This window comes from Pseudomonas flexibilis (genome assembly GCF_000802425.1).
GTDB lineage: Bacteria > Pseudomonadota > Gammaproteobacteria > Pseudomonadales > Pseudomonadaceae > Serpens > Serpens flexibilis.
The window spans coordinates 1-14,529 of record NZ_JRUD01000047.1; the positions used below are offsets into that span (position 1 = coordinate 1).

At 64.2% G+C, this 14,529-nt stretch carries 15 protein-coding genes; 11 read left to right on the plus strand and 4 right to left on the minus strand.

The window, feature by feature from the left end:
• Nucleotides 1–473: 473 nt before the first annotated feature.
• The 5 genes from cysM (at nt 474) to SF06_RS17590 (ending at nt 6,547) form a co-directional block, all read left to right on the plus strand.
• Entirely contained in the window at nt 474–1,376 is a 903-nt protein-coding gene (gene cysM, locus SF06_RS17570; protein WP_039562940.1) for a cysteine synthase CysM, read from the plus strand.
• Between the two features lie 39 nt (nt 1,377–1,415).
• A complete protein-coding gene (gene rlmD / locus SF06_RS17575) occupies nt 1,416–2,774 on the plus strand; it encodes a 23S rRNA (uracil(1939)-C(5))-methyltransferase RlmD (RefSeq protein WP_039562943.1) in 1,359 nt (452 codons plus the stop codon).
• A 91-nt stretch (nt 2,775–2,865) separates the two neighbouring features.
• Nucleotides 2,866–5,118, plus strand: coding sequence for a GTP diphosphokinase (relA, locus tag SF06_RS17580; protein ID WP_039562945.1), 2,253 nt, complete (start codon nt 2,866–2,868; stop codon nt 5,116–5,118).
• 17 nt (nt 5,119–5,135) lie between these two features.
• Nucleotides 5,136–5,966, plus strand: coding sequence for a nucleoside triphosphate pyrophosphohydrolase (gene mazG / locus SF06_RS17585; RefSeq protein WP_027590416.1), 831 nt, complete (start codon nt 5,136–5,138; stop codon nt 5,964–5,966).
• A 38-nt stretch (nt 5,967–6,004) separates the two neighbouring features.
• Nucleotides 6,005–6,547 (plus strand): DUF2058 domain-containing protein, encoded by a 543-nt coding sequence (locus SF06_RS17590; protein ID WP_027590417.1) that lies wholly within the window; start codon nt 6,005–6,007, stop codon nt 6,545–6,547.
• Between the two features lie 172 nt (nt 6,548–6,719).
• On the opposite strand, the gene SF06_RS17595 is transcribed toward SF06_RS17590, so the two are convergent.
• Genes SF06_RS17595 through purM form a run of 3 tightly spaced genes read right to left on the minus strand, consistent with a single transcriptional unit; the run spans nt 6,720 to nt 9,186 of the window.
• On the minus strand, nt 6,720–7,430 hold the full coding sequence (locus SF06_RS17595; protein WP_027590418.1) for a DUF3108 domain-containing protein: 711 nt from the start codon (nt 7,428–7,430) through the stop codon (nt 6,720–6,722).
• Nucleotides 7,431–7,477: 47 nt separating this feature from the next.
• Complete coding sequence (gene purN / locus SF06_RS17600) at nt 7,478–8,128, minus strand: phosphoribosylglycinamide formyltransferase (RefSeq protein WP_027590419.1); 651 nt, start codon at nt 8,126–8,128, stop codon at nt 7,478–7,480.
• Complete coding sequence (gene purM, locus SF06_RS17605; protein ID WP_039562947.1) at nt 8,128–9,186, minus strand: phosphoribosylformylglycinamidine cyclo-ligase; 1,059 nt, start codon at nt 9,184–9,186, stop codon at nt 8,128–8,130. The genes purN and purM overlap by 1 nt, the downstream gene beginning before the upstream one ends.
• Nucleotides 9,187–9,380: 194 nt before the next feature.
• On the opposite strand from purM, the gene SF06_RS17610 reads away from it, so the two are divergent.
• Nucleotides 9,381–10,409 (plus strand): DUF2066 domain-containing protein, encoded by a 1,029-nt coding sequence (locus SF06_RS17610; protein WP_039562949.1) that lies wholly within the window; start codon nt 9,381–9,383, stop codon nt 10,407–10,409.
• A gap of 118 nt (nt 10,410–10,527) precedes the next feature.
• Nucleotides 10,528–11,232 (plus strand): DnaA regulatory inactivator Hda, encoded by a 705-nt coding sequence (gene hda / locus SF06_RS17615; protein WP_027590422.1) that lies wholly within the window; start codon nt 10,528–10,530, stop codon nt 11,230–11,232.
• Nucleotides 11,233–11,443: 211 nt separating this feature from the next.
• Here the strand turns inward: hda and SF06_RS17620 are convergent, their stop codons facing one another.
• Nucleotides 11,444–12,409, minus strand: a complete 966-nt coding sequence (locus SF06_RS17620) for an integron integrase (RefSeq protein WP_039562951.1) — start codon at nt 12,407–12,409, stop codon at nt 11,444–11,446.
• Between the two features lie 234 nt (nt 12,410–12,643).
• On the opposite strand from SF06_RS17620, the gene SF06_RS18180 reads away from it, so the two are divergent.
• The 4 genes from SF06_RS18180 (at nt 12,644) to SF06_RS18465 (ending at nt 14,331) form a co-directional block, all read left to right on the plus strand.
• The gene (locus tag SF06_RS18180) at nt 12,644–13,228 is read left to right on the plus strand and encodes a DUF6338 family protein (protein WP_076380976.1); all 585 of its coding nucleotides are present in this window, start codon (nt 12,644–12,646) and stop codon (nt 13,226–13,228) included.
• Between the two features lie 9 nt (nt 13,229–13,237).
• Nucleotides 13,238–13,411, plus strand: a complete 174-nt coding sequence (locus SF06_RS18620; protein WP_156143284.1) for a hypothetical protein — start codon at nt 13,238–13,240, stop codon at nt 13,409–13,411.
• 84 nt (nt 13,412–13,495) lie between these two features.
• On the plus strand, nt 13,496–13,912 hold the full coding sequence (locus SF06_RS17625) for a hypothetical protein (RefSeq protein ID WP_039562953.1): 417 nt from the start codon (nt 13,496–13,498) through the stop codon (nt 13,910–13,912).
• A gap of 83 nt (nt 13,913–13,995) precedes the next feature.
• Nucleotides 13,996–14,331, plus strand: a complete 336-nt coding sequence (locus tag SF06_RS18465; RefSeq protein WP_139326772.1) for a hypothetical protein — start codon at nt 13,996–13,998, stop codon at nt 14,329–14,331.
• Nucleotides 14,332–14,529: the final 198 nt, after the last annotated feature.

Consider the following 14,529-nt stretch of genomic DNA (forward strand, 5'->3'; position numbering starts at 1 on the left):
GGAGAGTGTTCTGCACTTTAAGTTGTTGATACGGGACAGGGGCAGAACTCTCTACGTCGCAGGCTCGAAGCCCTAGGGCGGTCGCGTCTTGCACTCCCTTCCCCCGATGATCAGTCGGGGACTATCGCCTCAAAAAGGTCGGTAGTCGAGATACAAGGGCGGCCGGCGCCTTTCCGGTCGCCGCTGCGGATTGCGCCGATGCCGCGTCCGGCGGCCAAGGCGTTGCCGTGACCGTCCTAGGTGCCGTGGGAGCGAGTTCATTCGCGAGCGTGTGGCGTCAGCCCGCCGAAAAGCTCGCGGACGGGTCCGCTCCCACGGAAGCGGGATGGGACTGTTGGTGCCCGCGTGCCATCCACGCAAGCGCCGCCGGGTTATGCCTTGGCGCTATAACCTGTGATCGTTCTGCGATATAGGCCAGAGCGGTTTGCGGCTATCATAGGCGCCCTTTTTCCTGACCCTGCGATCGCGAAGTCATGTCCCAGCGCTATCCCACCATCGCCGAATGCATTGGCAACACGCCCCTGGTGCGCCTGCAGCGCATGCCCGGCGATACCAGCAACACCCTGCTGGTCAAGCTCGAAGGCAACAACCCGGCCGGTTCGGTGAAGGATCGACCGGCGCTGTCGATGATCACGCGGGCGGAGCTGCGCGGCGATATCCGTCCCGGCGATACCCTGATCGAAGCCACCTCCGGCAACACCGGCATCGCCCTGGCCATGGCCGCGGCGATCAAGGGCTACCGGATGATCCTGATCATGCCGGACAACTCCAGCGCCGAGCGCAAGGCGGCGATGACCGCCTATGGCGCCGAGCTGATCCTGGTCAGCAAGGAACAAGGCATGGAAGGCGCCCGCGACCTGGCGCTGGCCATGCAGGCCCAGGGCAAGGGCAAGGTGCTCGACCAGTTCGCCAACGATGACAATCCCGAGGCGCATTACCAGACCACCGGCCCGGAGATCTGGCGGCAGACCGGCGGCACGGTGACGCATTTCGTCAGTTCCATGGGCACCACCGGCACCATCATGGGCGTGTCGCGCTATCTCAAGGAGCAGAACCCGGCCGTGCAGATCGTCGGTCTGCAACCCATGGAAGGCTCGGCGATTCCCGGCATCCGCCGTTGGCCGCAGGAGTACCTGCCCAAGGTGTTCGATGCCAGCCGCGTGGATCGCGTCGTCGACATGTCCCAGGCCGAGGCCGAGGACACCATGCGCCGCCTGGCCCGCGAAGAGGGCATCTTCTGCGGCGTGTCCTCCGGCGGCGCGGTAGCGGCGGCGCTGCGCCTGAGCCGCGAGGTCGAGAACGCGGTGATCGTGGCGATCATCTGCGACCGTGGCGATCGCTACCTGTCCACCGGAGTCTTCGACCCGGCGCGCTGAATCGCCGGGTTGCATCCGCTTCCCCCAGGAATCACACACATGGCCAAACGTGCACCGAGTCTGCGTTTCCAGACCGGTAACGGCACCCGTTCGGCGTCGCTGCCCACGGGCAAGAAACAACAGTTGCAGATCGAACGTCTGGCCCACGATGGCCGTGGCATCGGCTTTGTCGACGGGCGCAGCTGGTTCGTCGCCGGCGCGCTGCCCGGCGAGCGGGTCGAGGCGCGGGTGCTGGCCGCGCGCAGCCAGGTCGTCGAAGCACGCGCCGAGCGCATCCTTGACGCCGCGCCGGAGCGCCGCACGCCGCCCTGTCCCCATGCCGGCCAGTGTGGCGGCTGCACCCTGCAGCACCTGCCCCATGAGGCGCAGCTGGCACTGAAGGCGCGCACCCTCGAAGAGCAATTGCAGCGCATCGCCGGCCTGCAGCCCGAGGAATGGGCGGCGCCGTTGAGTGGTCCCGAATTCGGCTACCGGCGCCGCGCGCGCATCGCCGTGCGCTGGGATGCCAAGGCTCGGCGCCTGGAGGTGGGTTTCCGCGCCGCCGCCAGCCAGGCCATCGTCGCCATCGGCGACTGCCCGGTGCTGGTACAGCCCTTGCAACCGATTCTGCGTGCACTGCCGGAATTGCTGGGCAGCCTGTCCCGGCCGCAGGCCCTGGGCCATGTCGAGCTGTTCAGCGGCACCGCGCAGGCCGTGCTGGTGCGCCATACTGCGCCGCTGGATGCTACTGATCTCGCGCGCCTGCAAATCTTCTGCGCCAACCATGACGCGCAGCTGTGGCTGCACGGCGCTGGCGAGCCGCAGCCGGCCAGCGAAGGCGCGGCGCTGGGCTATTCACTGCCGGACTGGCAACTGGCCCTGGCCTACCGGCCGGGGGATTTCGTGCAGGTCAACGCCCCGGTGAACGAGGCGATGATCGCCCAGGCGCTGGACTGGCTGGCGCCGGGCAGCGATGAGCGGGTACTGGATCTGTTCTGTGGGCTGGGCAATTTCGCCCTGCCGCTGGCGCGCCGGGCAGGCGAGGTGGTGGGCGTCGAAGGTATAGCAGGCATGGTCGAGCGGGCGCGCGACAATGCCGCCGCCAACGGCCTGCACAACGTGCAGTTTCACCAGGCCGACCTGGCCCAGCCGTTGGCCGAGGCGCGCTGGGCGCGCGGTGGTTTTCCCGCCGTGTTGCTCGATCCGCCTCGCGATGGCGCGCTGGAGATGGTCCGTCAGCTGGAAACCCTGGGTGCGCGCCGCGTGCTCTATGTTTCCTGCAATCCGGCCACACTGGCCCGGGATGCCGCCGAATTGGCGACCCGGGGCTATCGGCTCAGGCGAGCCGGCATGCTCGACATGTTCCCGCAGACGGCGCATGTCGAAGCCATGGCCTTGTTTGTGCGCGACCCGGCCTGAGCCGGGCTGTCATGCGTTGATCGACCGACCCCGCGAGAGGGCGGCGTGATGTAGTTGCCGGCATGCGTGGCATGCCACAGGGGAAGCAGAAATGGTACAGGTCAGGGCACAGCAGCCGATCAACACCGACGGGAGCGTCAACCTCGACGCCTGGCTCGAGCACATGGCGACGCTCGACCCGGCGGTGGACCGCGAAGGGTTGCGCTCGGCGTGCGAGTTCGCCCGCGAGGCCGAGCTGCAGGCCAAGGAAGGTCAGCACCGCTGGGCCGAGAACGCGTCGAGCTTTCGCACCGGCCTGGAGATTGCCGAGATCCTCGCCGACCTCAAGCTCGACCAGGATTCGCTGGTCGCCGCGGTGATCTACCGCGCCGTCCGGGAAGGGCAGGTGCCGCTGGAGAAGGTCTCCGAGCGCTTCGGCCCGGTGGTGGCCAAGCTGATCGAAGGCGTGCTGCGCATGGCGGCCATCAGCGCCAGCGTGAACCCGCGCGACACCACGGTGTTCAACAGCCAGGTGCAGGTGGAAAACCTGCGCAAGATGCTGGTGGCCATGGTCGACGACGTGCGCGTGGCGTTGATCAAGCTGGCCGAGCGCACCTGCGCCATCCGCGCGGTGAAGAACGCCGACGAGGAAAAGCGCCACCGCGTGGCCCGCGAGGTGTTCGACATCTATGCGCCGCTGGCCCACCGCCTGGGCATCGGCCACATCAAGTGGGAGCTGGAGGACCTGTCCTTTCGCTACCTGGAGCCCGAGCAGTACAAGCAGATCGCCTCGCTGCTGCACGAGCGGCGACTCGACCGCGAACAGTACATCGCCCGCGTCATGGACCAACTGCGCGAGCGCCTGAACGCCACCGGCATCAAGGCCGACATCAGCGGCCGGGTGAAACACATCTATTCCATCTGGCGGAAGATGCAGAAGAAGGGCCTGCAGTTCAGCCAGATCTACGATGTGCGCGCGGTGCGCGTGCTGGTGCCGGAAATCCACGACTGCTACACCGCGCTGGGTATCGTGCACACCCTGTGGCGGCACATTCCCAAGGAGTTCGACGACTACATCGCCAACCCCAAGGAGAACGGCTACCGCTCGCTGCACACCGCGGTGATCGGCCCGGAAGGCAAGGTGCTGGAGGTGCAGATCCGTACCCACGCCATGCACGAGGAAGCCGAGCTGGGCGTGTGCGCCCACTGGCGCTACAAGGGCACCGACGTCAAGGCCACCTCCAGCCATTACGAGGAGAAGATCTCCTGGCTGCGCCAGGTGCTGGAATGGCACGAGGAGCTGGGCGACATCGGCGGCCTGGCCGAACAGTTGCGCGTGGACTTCGAGCCGGACCGTGTCTACGTGTTCACCCCGGACGGCCACGCCGTCGACCTGCCCAAGGGCGCCACGCCGCTGGACTTCGCCTACCGGGTGCACACCGAGATCGGCCACAACTGCCGGGGCGCCAAGGTCAACGGGCGCATCGTGCCGCTCAACTACAGCCTGCAGACCGGTGAGCAGGTGGAGATCATCACCACCAAGCAGGGCGGGGCGCCCAGCCGTGACTGGCTGAACCCCAACCTGGGCTACATCACCACGTCGCGGGCGCGCGCCAAGATCATCCACTGGTTCAAGCAGCAGGCCCGCGAGCAGAACGTGATCGCCGGCAAGACGCTGCTGGAACGCGAGCTGGCGCGCCTGGACCTGGCCTCGGTGGACTACGACAAGCTGGTCGAGCGCACCAACCTCAAGTCGGTGGAGGACATGTTCGCCGCCCTCGGCGCCGGCGACCTGCGCCTGGCGCACCTGGTCAACCAGGCCCAGCAGCTGGTCGAGCCGGAGCGCGACTACGACCAGCTGGAGCTGATTCCGCGCCGCGCGCCCAGCCAGGTGGTTCGCCCCGGCGGACGTGGCGACATCCAGATCCAGGGCGTCGGCAACCTGCTCACCCAGATGGCCGGCTGCTGCCAGCCGCTGCCAGGCGACCCGATCGTCGGCTACATCACCCAGGGTCGTGGTGTGAGCATCCACCGCCAGGACTGCCCTTCGGTGCTGCAGCTGGAAGGTCGCGAACCGGAGCGCATCATTCAGGTCAGCTGGGGACCGGTGCCGGTCAAGACCTACCCGGCGGAGATCGTCATCCGCGCCTACGACCGTTCCGGCCTGCTGCGCGACGTGTCGCAGCTGCTGCTCAACGAAAAGATCAACGTGCTGGCGGTCAACACCCTCAGCAACAAGGAAGACAACACCGCGCTGATGTCGCTGACCATCGAGATTCCCGGCCTGGATGCCCTCGGCCGGCTGCTGGCGCGCTTGTCGCGCCTGCCCAACGTCATCGAGGCGAAGCGCCAGCGGGCGTCGTGACCGCCGAGGAATAGCCCATGTACCAGCTCGACGACCTGCTGCACCTGATGGCCCGCCTGCGCGATCCGCAGCGCGGCTGTCCGTGGGACCTGCAGCAGGACTTTCGCAGCATCGTGCCGCACACCCTCGAGGAAGCCTACGAAGTGGCCGACGCCATCGAGCGCGGTGACTTCGCGCACCTGCCGGGCGAGCTGGGCGACCTCTTGTTCCAGGTGGTCTACTACTGCCAGCTGGCCGGCGAGGAAGGGCGCTTCGGCTTTGCCGAGGTGGTGGATGCCATCACCCGCAAGCTGGTGCGCCGTCATCCCCATGTGTTTCCGGATGGCGACCTGTACGGTTCGCCGGACCTGCCGCGCCTCGACGAGGTGGCCATCAAGGAACGCTGGGAGCAGATCAAGGCCGAGGAGCGCGCCGAGAAGGCCGCCGCGCCGGAACAGCTGTCGCTGCTGGACGATGTGCCGACCGTGCTGCCGGCGCTGAGCCGCGCCGCCAAGCTGCAGAAGCGCGCCGCGCGGGTCGGCTTCGACTGGCCGGAAGCGCTGCCGATCCTCGACAAGCTGCGCGAGGAGCAGGACGAGCTGCTGGAAGCCATGAGTACCGGTGACGAAGCGGCACTGAAGGAAGAGTTGGGCGACCTGCTGTTCACCGTGGTCAACCTGGCCCGCCATCTGGACGTGAATCCCGAGGACGCCCTGCGTGCGGCGAACCAGAAGTTCGAGCGGCGCTTCCGTTTTATCGAGCAGGCCTTGCGGGAAGCCGGCCGGCCCATCGAGAATTGCCCCCTCGCCGAGCTGGATGCGCTCTGGGGCGAGGCCAAGAAGGCCGAGAAGGATGCTTCCTGCGGTTAGTCGCCCCTTTCACGAACCGATCAACGACGAGTCGAATCATGAGTCTTTCCCTTCGCGACCAGCTGCTCAAGGCCGGGCTGGTCAACGAAAAGCAGGCCAAGCAGGCCGTCAAGCAGAAGCAGAAACAGGAACGCCTGGAGAAAAAGGGCCAGGTGGAGAAGGACGATTCGCAGCGTCAGGCCGCCCTGCAGGCGTACGCCGAAAAGCAGGCGCGCGACCAGGAGCTGAACCGTCAGCAGCAACAGAAAGCCGAGCAGAAGGCGCGCACCGCGCAGATCAAGCAACTGATCGAAACCAGCCGCCTGCCCAAGCTGAAGACCGAGGACTACTACAACTTCGTCGATGGCAAGAAGGTCAAGCGCCTGGCGGTCAACGACGCCCTGCGTGACAAGCTGTCCCGCGGTTCGCTGGCGATCGTGCGTTACGAAGGCAGCTACGAACTGATTCCCCGCGACGCGGCGCTGAAGATCAAGGAGCGCGACCCGCAGCGCATCATCCTGCTCAACGAACCCAAGAGCCAGGACGTGGATCCGGACGATCCGTACGCCGCCTACCAGGTGCCCGACGACCTGATGTGGTAACGCGCGGCACGGCGCGCCCAGGGGCGCGCTTGGTGGATCGGTAGAGCGCGATCCACCCTACGTGGGTACGTGGGTACGTGGGTACGTGGGTACGTGGGTACGTGGGGCGTAGGGTGGACAACGTTGTTTTTGTCCCCCATCGCGCCGGCACGGCGCGCCAACCAACCAGCGCTCACCGCCCCTTCACCGCCTCGCCGTTCACCTCGCCGCTCTTCAGCATGATCTGGTACTCCTTGCCGTCGTTCTCCCGCTGGTGCAGGCGCACCAGCAGGTAGTTCCAGCTCGGCGCGAACCAGAGGGTGGTCTGCCGGCGGCTCTGGCCCGGGTCGCGCACGCGCTCCACCTTCAGCGCGCGGATCAGCCCGGCGCGGGTGCGCACGTTCTCCTCGCCGAGCACGCGGAAGTCGTAGGTTTCCACCTCGGTCTCGTCCAGCACCTGATAGGTCATGCTGGTCTTGCCGCGTGCTACGTCCTGCTGCAGGGCCAGTTGATAGGTCGAGCGATCCAGCAGGCCGCGATGCAGGGGTACGCGGTAGGCCTTGCTCTTGCGCAGGCCGAGGATCTGCCGGGTGCTCCAGTCGAAGTCCTGCTCTACCGTCCGCGAGGAGCCCAGGCCGTTGCGTGAATACTGGTAGCTCACCGGCACCAGGGCGCCCTGTTCGATACGGAAACGGCTGCGTTCGGTAAGGCGCGCCACCAGCATGGCGGCCTCGAAGCGCAGTTCCCAGCTGCCATCGCGCAGCTGGGCCAGGCTGCGTTCGGCGGTGCCGGCGAACGGCGCGTTCTTGAAATCGGCGGTATAGCTGGCGGAGAAGGGTTGCAGCTCGAAGGCCTGCGCAGGCGGCACAAGCAGGGTGACGAACAACAGCAGGGTGCGAACCATCGGCATCTCCCAGGATAGGTTCCGGCCGCCATCGGCCGGAACGCACCTCAGGAGCGGATCAGCCTGCCGGTCGGGAGCAATGACTCGCCATCCAGCATTGCCCCATCGCCTTCCAGTCGCAAGCGACCTTCCGCGAACCAGCGCACAGCGAGCGGATAGATGCGGTGTTCCAGGCCATGGACCCGCTGTGCCAGGCTTTCCGGCGTGTCGCCCGGCAACACCGCGGTAGAGGCCTGTACGACCAGCGCACCGCCGTCGAGTTCCTCGGTGACGAAATGCACGCTGCAGCCATGCTCGGCATCGCCGGCGTCCAGCGCCCGCCTGTGGGTGTCCAGTCCCTTGTACTTGGGCAGCAGCGAGGGATGGATGTTGAACATGCGGCCATGGTAATGGCGCACGAACGCGGGGGTGAGGATGCGCATGAAGCCGGCCAGCACCACCAGGTCGGGGGTGTAGGCGTCGATGGCTTCCTGCAGGGCGGCGTCGAAGGCCTCGCGGCTGGCGAAGGCCTTGTGGTCCAGCACCTGGGTGGGAATGCCGGCGTTGGCGGCGCGCACCAGGCCGTAGGCATCCGCGCGGTTGGAAATCACCGCGCGGATGCGCGCCGGGGTATCCCCGGCGGCCAGGTCGTCGATCAGCGCCTGCAGGTTGCTGCCGCTGCCGGAAATCAGCACCACGACATTGCAGGGTGTGCTCATCAGTGCTGCTTCAGGTTGTTCAGGACGACGCGCGGGGCGTTCTCGGCGGCGCTGTCGATACGGCCGATCACGAAGGGCTGCTCACCGCTGGCCTTCAGGTTGGCCAGGGCGGCATCGACCTGGTCCTGGGCCACGCAGATCACCATGCCCACGCCGCAGTTCAGCACGCGGTGCATTTCCACCTCGTCCACGTTGCCCTGCTGCTGCAGCCAGTCGAACACCGCCGGACGGGTCCAGCTGGCCACGTCGATGACCGCCTGGGTGCCTTCCGGCAGCACGCGCGGGATGTTTTCCAGCAGGCCGCCGCCGGTGATGTGGGCCATGGCCTTCACCGCGCCGGTGTCCTTGATCAGCTTGAGCAGCGGCTTCACATAGATGCGGGTCGGGGCCATCAGCAGGTCGGCCAGCGGCTTGCCGTCCAGCTGGATCTGTTCGATGTCGGCACCGGCCACCTCGATGATCTTGCGGATCAGCGAGTAACCGTTGGAGTGCGGGCCGGAGGAGGGCAGGGCGATCAGCGCGTCGCCGGCCTGCACCTTGGAACCGTCGATGATCTCGGACTTCTCCACCACGCCGACGCAGAAGCCGGCCAGGTCGTAGTCCTCGCCCTCGTACATGCCGGGCATCTCGGCGGTTTCACCGCCGACCAGCGAGCAGCCGGCCAGTTCGCAACCGGCGCCGATGCCGGTGACCACGGTGGCGGCCACGTCCACGTTGAGCTTGCCGGTGGCGTAGTAGTCGAGGAAGAACAGCGGCTCGGCGCCGCACACCACCAGGTCGTTGACGCACATGGCGACCAGGTCCTGGCCGATGCTGTCGTGCCTGCTCAGGTTCAGGGCCAGGCGCAGCTTGGTGCCCACGCCGTCGGTGCCGGACACCAGTACCGGCTGTTTGTAGCCGGCCGGGATTTCGCACAGGGCGCCGAAGCCACCCAGACCGCCCATCACTTCAGGACGAGCGGTGCGTTTGGCCACGCCCTTGATGCGTTCGACCAGCGCTTCGCCTGCGTCGATGTCGACACCGGCGTCCTTGTAGCTAATGGAGGGTTGCTTGCTCATAAAATCCGGGCCTTCTGGGGGAGAGTGCGGGGGAGGCGACCGGCCATCGGGGGCGGTCCGGGAAGGCGCGCGATTTTAGCAGGCTTGCCGGGCAGCGACTATCCTGTGCCGTCGCGGTTGCCGCTGGTCGAGCGGCTGTTTAAGGTATGGAACTTTTCCAGCTCATGGCCACTGGCCTTCTCGGGGAACCCCACATGCGTGTCATCGCCCGTCTGCTTGCCCTGTGCAGCCTGTCCCTGCTGAGTCTGAACGCACTTGCCGCGCCGGTTCCCGGCCTCTACCAGGTGCGCGAAACCGTGGGCAGCCAGCATGCCGCCGAGCGCTTGCTGGTCCTGCAACAAGCCCTGGACACCCTGGTGCTGCGCCTGACCGGCGACCCGGAAGCCAGCCTGCGCCCGGAACTGCTGGCGCTGCGCGAAGCGCCCCAGCGCCTGGTCAGCCGCTATGTGTACGACGGCAATACCCTGGTGGTGGACTTCGATCCCGCCACGACCGGCGCGGCGCTGCGCGAGGCCGGCCTGTCGCTGTGGGGGGCGGATCGTCCCGAGCTGCTGGTCTGGTGGATGACCGAAACCCCCGACGGTGCGCAACTGGTCGGTGATGCCCAGGACAGCGCCTCCCTGTTGCAGAAGGCCGCCCAGCACCGTGGCCTGCCGCTGCGACTGCCACTGGCCGATCTGACCGAGCAGATGCTGATCACCCCCGATGTGCTGATGGCCCACGACGCCCAGGAGCTGCGCAAGGCGTCCCAGCGTTATGGCGTGGATGCCCTGCTGGCTGTGCAGGCCAAGCCGGCCCGGGGGAACTGGCAGGGCCGCTGGCAGGTATGGCTGGGCAAGGACCTGCTGCAGGGCGAGGCCACCGGCAACAGCCTGGCCGCACTCGGTGATGCCGTGATGCTCGCCGTGCAGCAGAAACTGGCGCCGCGTTTCGTGGTGCGCCCGGAGACGGGGGCGGCGGTGACCCTGGTGGTCGATCACGCCGATCTGCTGCGCTATGCGGAGCTGGAACGCCTGCTCGAACCCTTCCATCCGCGCCTGCGCAAGGTCGAGGGCGCGCGCCTGACCTACCGCCTGCAGGCCAGCCCCGACCAGTTGCGTGCCCAGCTCGCTCTGCTGCGCCTGCGCGAAGTGCCGCCGCCGGTACGCCTGGCGAGCGATCCGGCACAGCCTGGCGCTGCACTGGCCCAGGCGTATAGCGACAACGCCCTCTACTTCCAATAGGGCCGGCTCCGGCTAAGTATTTGATTTTCTTTGATCTGCCCGCGCATTGTGTGGGCCGTCGCCGCAGCGATACACTGGCCGCGTTTTTTCGACCGAGTGCCTTGCTGCAGCGGCCTGCATGAAACCAGTCCAGCTTCCCCTGGGTGTGCGTCTGCGAGATGACGCCACCTTCGCCAACTACTACCCCGGCGCGAATGCGGCGGCCCTCGGCTATGTCGAACGTCTGTGCGACGCCGACGCCGGTTGGGCGGAGAGCCTCATCTACCTGTGGGGTAACGACGGTGTCGGGCGCAGCCACCTGCTGCAGGCCGCCTGCCTGCGCTTCGAGCAGCATGGCGAACCGGCCCTCTACCTGCCGCTGGGCGAAGTGGTGACGCTGGGCCCGGAACTGCTGGACAACCTTGAACAGTACGAACTGGTCTGCCTCGACGACCTGGACGCCATCGCCGGCCGGGCCGACTGGGAAGAAGCCCTGTTCCACCTGTTCAACCGCCTGCGCGACGCTGGCCGACGCCTGCTGCTGGCCGCCAGTGCCTCGCCGCGCGAGCTGGGCATCCAGCTGCCCGACCTGCAGTCGCGCCTGTCCCTGTCGCTGGTGTTCCAGCTGCAGGAACTCTCCGACGAAGACAAGCTGCGCGCCCTGCAACTGCGCGCCTCGCGCCGCGGCCTGCACCTCACCGACGAGGTCGGCCGCTTCATCCTTACCCGTGGCGCGCGCAGCATGAGCGCCCTGTTCGACCTCCTCGAACAACTCGACCAGGCCTCCCTGCAGGCCCAGCGCAAGCTGACCATCCCGTTCCTCAAGGAAACCCTCGGCTGGTAAACAGCCCCTAAGCCCCAGCTCCCTCCTTCCCTCCCTGTGCGAACTCGTTCGCGAGCTTTAGCCTCGGCGCCCACCCAGCCACAAGCCATCACTCCAGTCCTTGGCTCTACTGGCACATCGCCTTATGCTGCCCAGCAAATCGGCGCACCTGCGCCTGCCCACGAGAACGGAATCTCCATCGTCAGGGGAGGGCGGTAGCGTGCCTGCCCATTCAGCCCAGCGGACTGCGCACTCCGGCAAAACCCTGCCCCAGCACATGGGTGTAGATCTGCGTGGTACGCACATCGGCGTGGCCCAGCAGGGTCTGCACCGTGCGGATATCGCTGCCGCGCAACAGCAGCTCGGTCGCGAAGGTATGGCGGAAGGTGTGGCAACTGGCCGGTTTGCGTACCGAGGAACGGCGCACCGCCAGCTTCACGGCCTTCTGCACCGAGGATTCATGGATATGGTGCCGCACGGCCGTGCCGGTCGCGTCCTGGCACAGGTTGGCGGACGGAAAGAACCACTGCCATTCGAACGCGCGCGGCGCGCCGGGATACTTTCGCGCCAGGGCAAAGGGCAGGCTGACGCCCGCCTGATAGAAGGGATCGCCACGCTGCCACGCCCTCAGCATCCGCTGCTTGCGCTCCGCAAGCGGTTCGATCAGCGAGGCCGGGAGCAAGGTTGTGCGGTCCTTGGCCCCCTTGCCGTCGCGAACGGTGATGATCTGCCGATCAAAGTCCACATCCTTGATGCGCAGGCGCGTGGCCTCCACCACGCGAAGCCCGGCGCCGTACATCAACGAAGCCAGCAGGCGATGCGGCTGGACCAGCAGACCGATGATTTCCGTGGCCTCCGCATGGGTCAGCACCGGAGGAAGCCGCGCAGGCCGTTTGACGCGCACCACCTCGCCAATCTCGCCGAGCGGCTGCAGCAGCACCTTCGCATACAGGAACACCAGCGCATTCAGCGCCAGGTTCTGCGTCGCCGCCGCCACCTGACGGTGCGTGGCTAGCCAGCTGAGAAAGGCATTGACCTCCAGCGTGCCCATCTCGCGCGGATGGCGCATGCGGTGGAAACGGATGAAATAACGAATCCAGTACCAGTAGGTGCGCTCCGTGCGAATGCTGTAGTGGTGCAGGCGCATCACCGCCTCGAACTGATCGCGAAGACGGGGTTGGGGAGCAGGGCTGTCCATGTCGGCTCCAGATGGTTATGGCTGTATGTCTGTACAGTGGTTTAGGCGAGGGTTAGACGGCAGTCAAGCGAATACGGGGTAGTGGGGGAGGGGGAAGGCAACTGATTGATTTAAAAGGGGATCGTCCTCCGGTGGGGAGGATCGAGTGCGGAGTTATACCGAATCCACTGTTATTCGTTAGCATGGATTCCATCTAATCACTGTTATACGAGAAACCACGCTACGGAGTAATGAATGGATATTTGGGAAATTGACAAGCTAGCTCTATTTATTGCATTTGTTATTCCTGGCTTTATCAGCATAAAAGCTTACCAATTGGCTTTTCCAGGAACTGAGCGGGCAACTTCTGATCAGCTGATTGATGCAATTGCATATAGCTCCATAAATTACGCCTTGCTAATTTTTCCTATAATCGCAGTTGAATCAGGAACTCTACGAGATACATGTCTCTCTCTTTACTATCTGTTCTATATTTTTGTTCTCTTTCTTGCTCCAATTATCTGGGTATTGCTCTGGAAGTATTTGAGAACCAGAGATTTTTTTCAGCGTAATGCGCCTCATCCTACTGCTAAACCATGGGATTATGTATTCGCGCAACGTAAACCATACTGGGTCAAGGTTACTTTGAAAGACGGAACTGTTATAGCTGGCCGTTACGCAGATAAGTCATTTGCTTCTAGTGCTCCCGCACCAGAACAAATATATCTTGAGCAAACTTGGATTCTAAGCGATAGGGGTGGATTTGAAAGAGCAAAAAATAACACGGCAGGCGTTCTAATTTTATCCAGTGAAATTTCACATGTCGAACTAAGAAACTAAGGAGGCTTTATGACTGACGAAAAACGACCAATAAATGAGGGCTATACCCCCCAAAAGATTGAAAAAGGGTATCAGCCTGCCACTCAGCCAACGGGAGACCCAAAGCCTCAGAGTGGGTATATTCCAACAACAAGCGGTGGAGATAATCCAACTAACAACCCAACACCTCCGGGTGACGAGTAAGCGTATAACAAAAAGCTGCTGCGGAAAGCCTACGCGATGCTTCGGCTTCCGCAGAGCTTGGCGTTAGGCATTAAGGGGAAATCAGTGCTCAAGCCAGTAGTACAAGAAGAAACCACCGGATGCGGAATCGCGTCGGTTGCCAACATTCTGGGTAAGACGTACTCAGAGATGAAGGCCGCAGCCAATGCTATGGGTATCCATGCTTCTGATAAATCGCTGTGGTCAGATACGCAGTATGTTCGGTGTATGTTGTCAAGCGCAGGTGTCAAAACTTCCGCTGACGAAACCCCATTTGAATCTTGGGAGGCATTACCCGATCTGGCATTGTTGTCTATCAAGCATCATCAAGAAGAAGGCAAAGATTTCTGGCACTGGGTTGTGTTCAAACGCACGGGAGGCCAACCTTTCGTGCTGGATTCGGCTAGTTACCTGCCATCCAATATCCGTCAGGATTTCGACGCCATGCAGCCCAAGTGGTTCATCGAGGTCGAAAATGCATAACAAGGCGCTGTTGTCGCCGCTATCGCGGCTGGGACGGCTTACGCTGCGCTCCAGCCGCCCCCAAGCTTGTCGTTAGGCGTTCCATGAATATCGTGCGCGTCGCAGAAGCAATTCGCCAATTTCGTGACCTTGCCATGGCTGCGGGCTTTGAAGTGCTACACGAGTCATTTCCCCTCGGATCAGTTACTTACTGTGCCGAAGCTGAAGCGCTACTGCGCCTCGTTTGGGATGGAAAGGACGAATACCTATATCTTCAAGTAAGTCATGGAGTTCTAAAAGCTCCACCTTCTGGCTGGCTGGATCTATTCAGCTCGAAGTGCATTGGCGGGGCTTTCCGAGATCCGGAGCTGCCCGAAGTACGTTTCTTGGCCTCAGTTGGGTACGGCCTCGACCTCATGCTTCCAGGTGCTGCTCGTTGAGCGCGCCTAACAAGCAGTTCAAGCCGGTCGCTTCGCTCCCTGGGACCGGATAAAGCCGGCCCCTTAACAAATCGTGTGTGCCGGGCATGGCACGTAACTATGTCGGTGAAAGTCCGGCAGCCAGGTTTTCGCAGAGCCGAAGGCTAGGGAAACGCTGTCTCTTATACAACTCGGAAGCCGCCGAAAACAGCCCATCGT

What these genes read in the sequence shown, in the direction of transcription:
- cysM (WP_039562940.1), top strand. Translation starts at nt 474, where the DNA reads ATGTCCCAGCGCTATCCCACCATCGCCGAATGCATTGGCAACACGCCC.
- rlmD (WP_039562943.1), top strand. Translation starts at nt 1,416, where the DNA reads ATGGCCAAACGTGCACCGAGTCTGCGTTTCCAGACCGGTAACGGCACC.
- relA (WP_039562945.1), top strand. Translation starts at nt 2,866, where the DNA reads ATGGTACAGGTCAGGGCACAGCAGCCGATCAACACCGACGGGAGCGTC.
- mazG (WP_027590416.1), top strand. Translation starts at nt 5,136, where the DNA reads ATGTACCAGCTCGACGACCTGCTGCACCTGATGGCCCGCCTGCGCGAT.
- SF06_RS17590 (WP_027590417.1), top strand. Translation starts at nt 6,005, where the DNA reads ATGAGTCTTTCCCTTCGCGACCAGCTGCTCAAGGCCGGGCTGGTCAAC.
- SF06_RS17595 (WP_027590418.1), bottom strand. Translation starts at nt 7,430, where the DNA reads ATGGTTCGCACCCTGCTGTTGTTCGTCACCCTGCTTGTGCCGCCTGCG.
- purN (WP_027590419.1), bottom strand. Translation starts at nt 8,128, where the DNA reads ATGAGCACACCCTGCAATGTCGTGGTGCTGATTTCCGGCAGCGGCAGC.
- purM (WP_039562947.1), bottom strand. Translation starts at nt 9,186, where the DNA reads ATGAGCAAGCAACCCTCCATTAGCTACAAGGACGCCGGTGTCGACATC.
- SF06_RS17610 (WP_039562949.1), top strand. Translation starts at nt 9,381, where the DNA reads ATGCGTGTCATCGCCCGTCTGCTTGCCCTGTGCAGCCTGTCCCTGCTG.
- hda (WP_027590422.1), top strand. Translation starts at nt 10,528, where the DNA reads ATGAAACCAGTCCAGCTTCCCCTGGGTGTGCGTCTGCGAGATGACGCC.
- SF06_RS17620 (WP_039562951.1), bottom strand. Translation starts at nt 12,409, where the DNA reads ATGGACAGCCCTGCTCCCCAACCCCGTCTTCGCGATCAGTTCGAGGCG.
- SF06_RS18180 (WP_076380976.1), top strand. Translation starts at nt 12,644, where the DNA reads ATGGATATTTGGGAAATTGACAAGCTAGCTCTATTTATTGCATTTGTT.
- SF06_RS18620 (WP_156143284.1), top strand. Translation starts at nt 13,238, where the DNA reads ATGACTGACGAAAAACGACCAATAAATGAGGGCTATACCCCCCAAAAG.
- SF06_RS18465 (WP_139326772.1), top strand. Translation starts at nt 13,996, where the DNA reads ATGAATATCGTGCGCGTCGCAGAAGCAATTCGCCAATTTCGTGACCTT.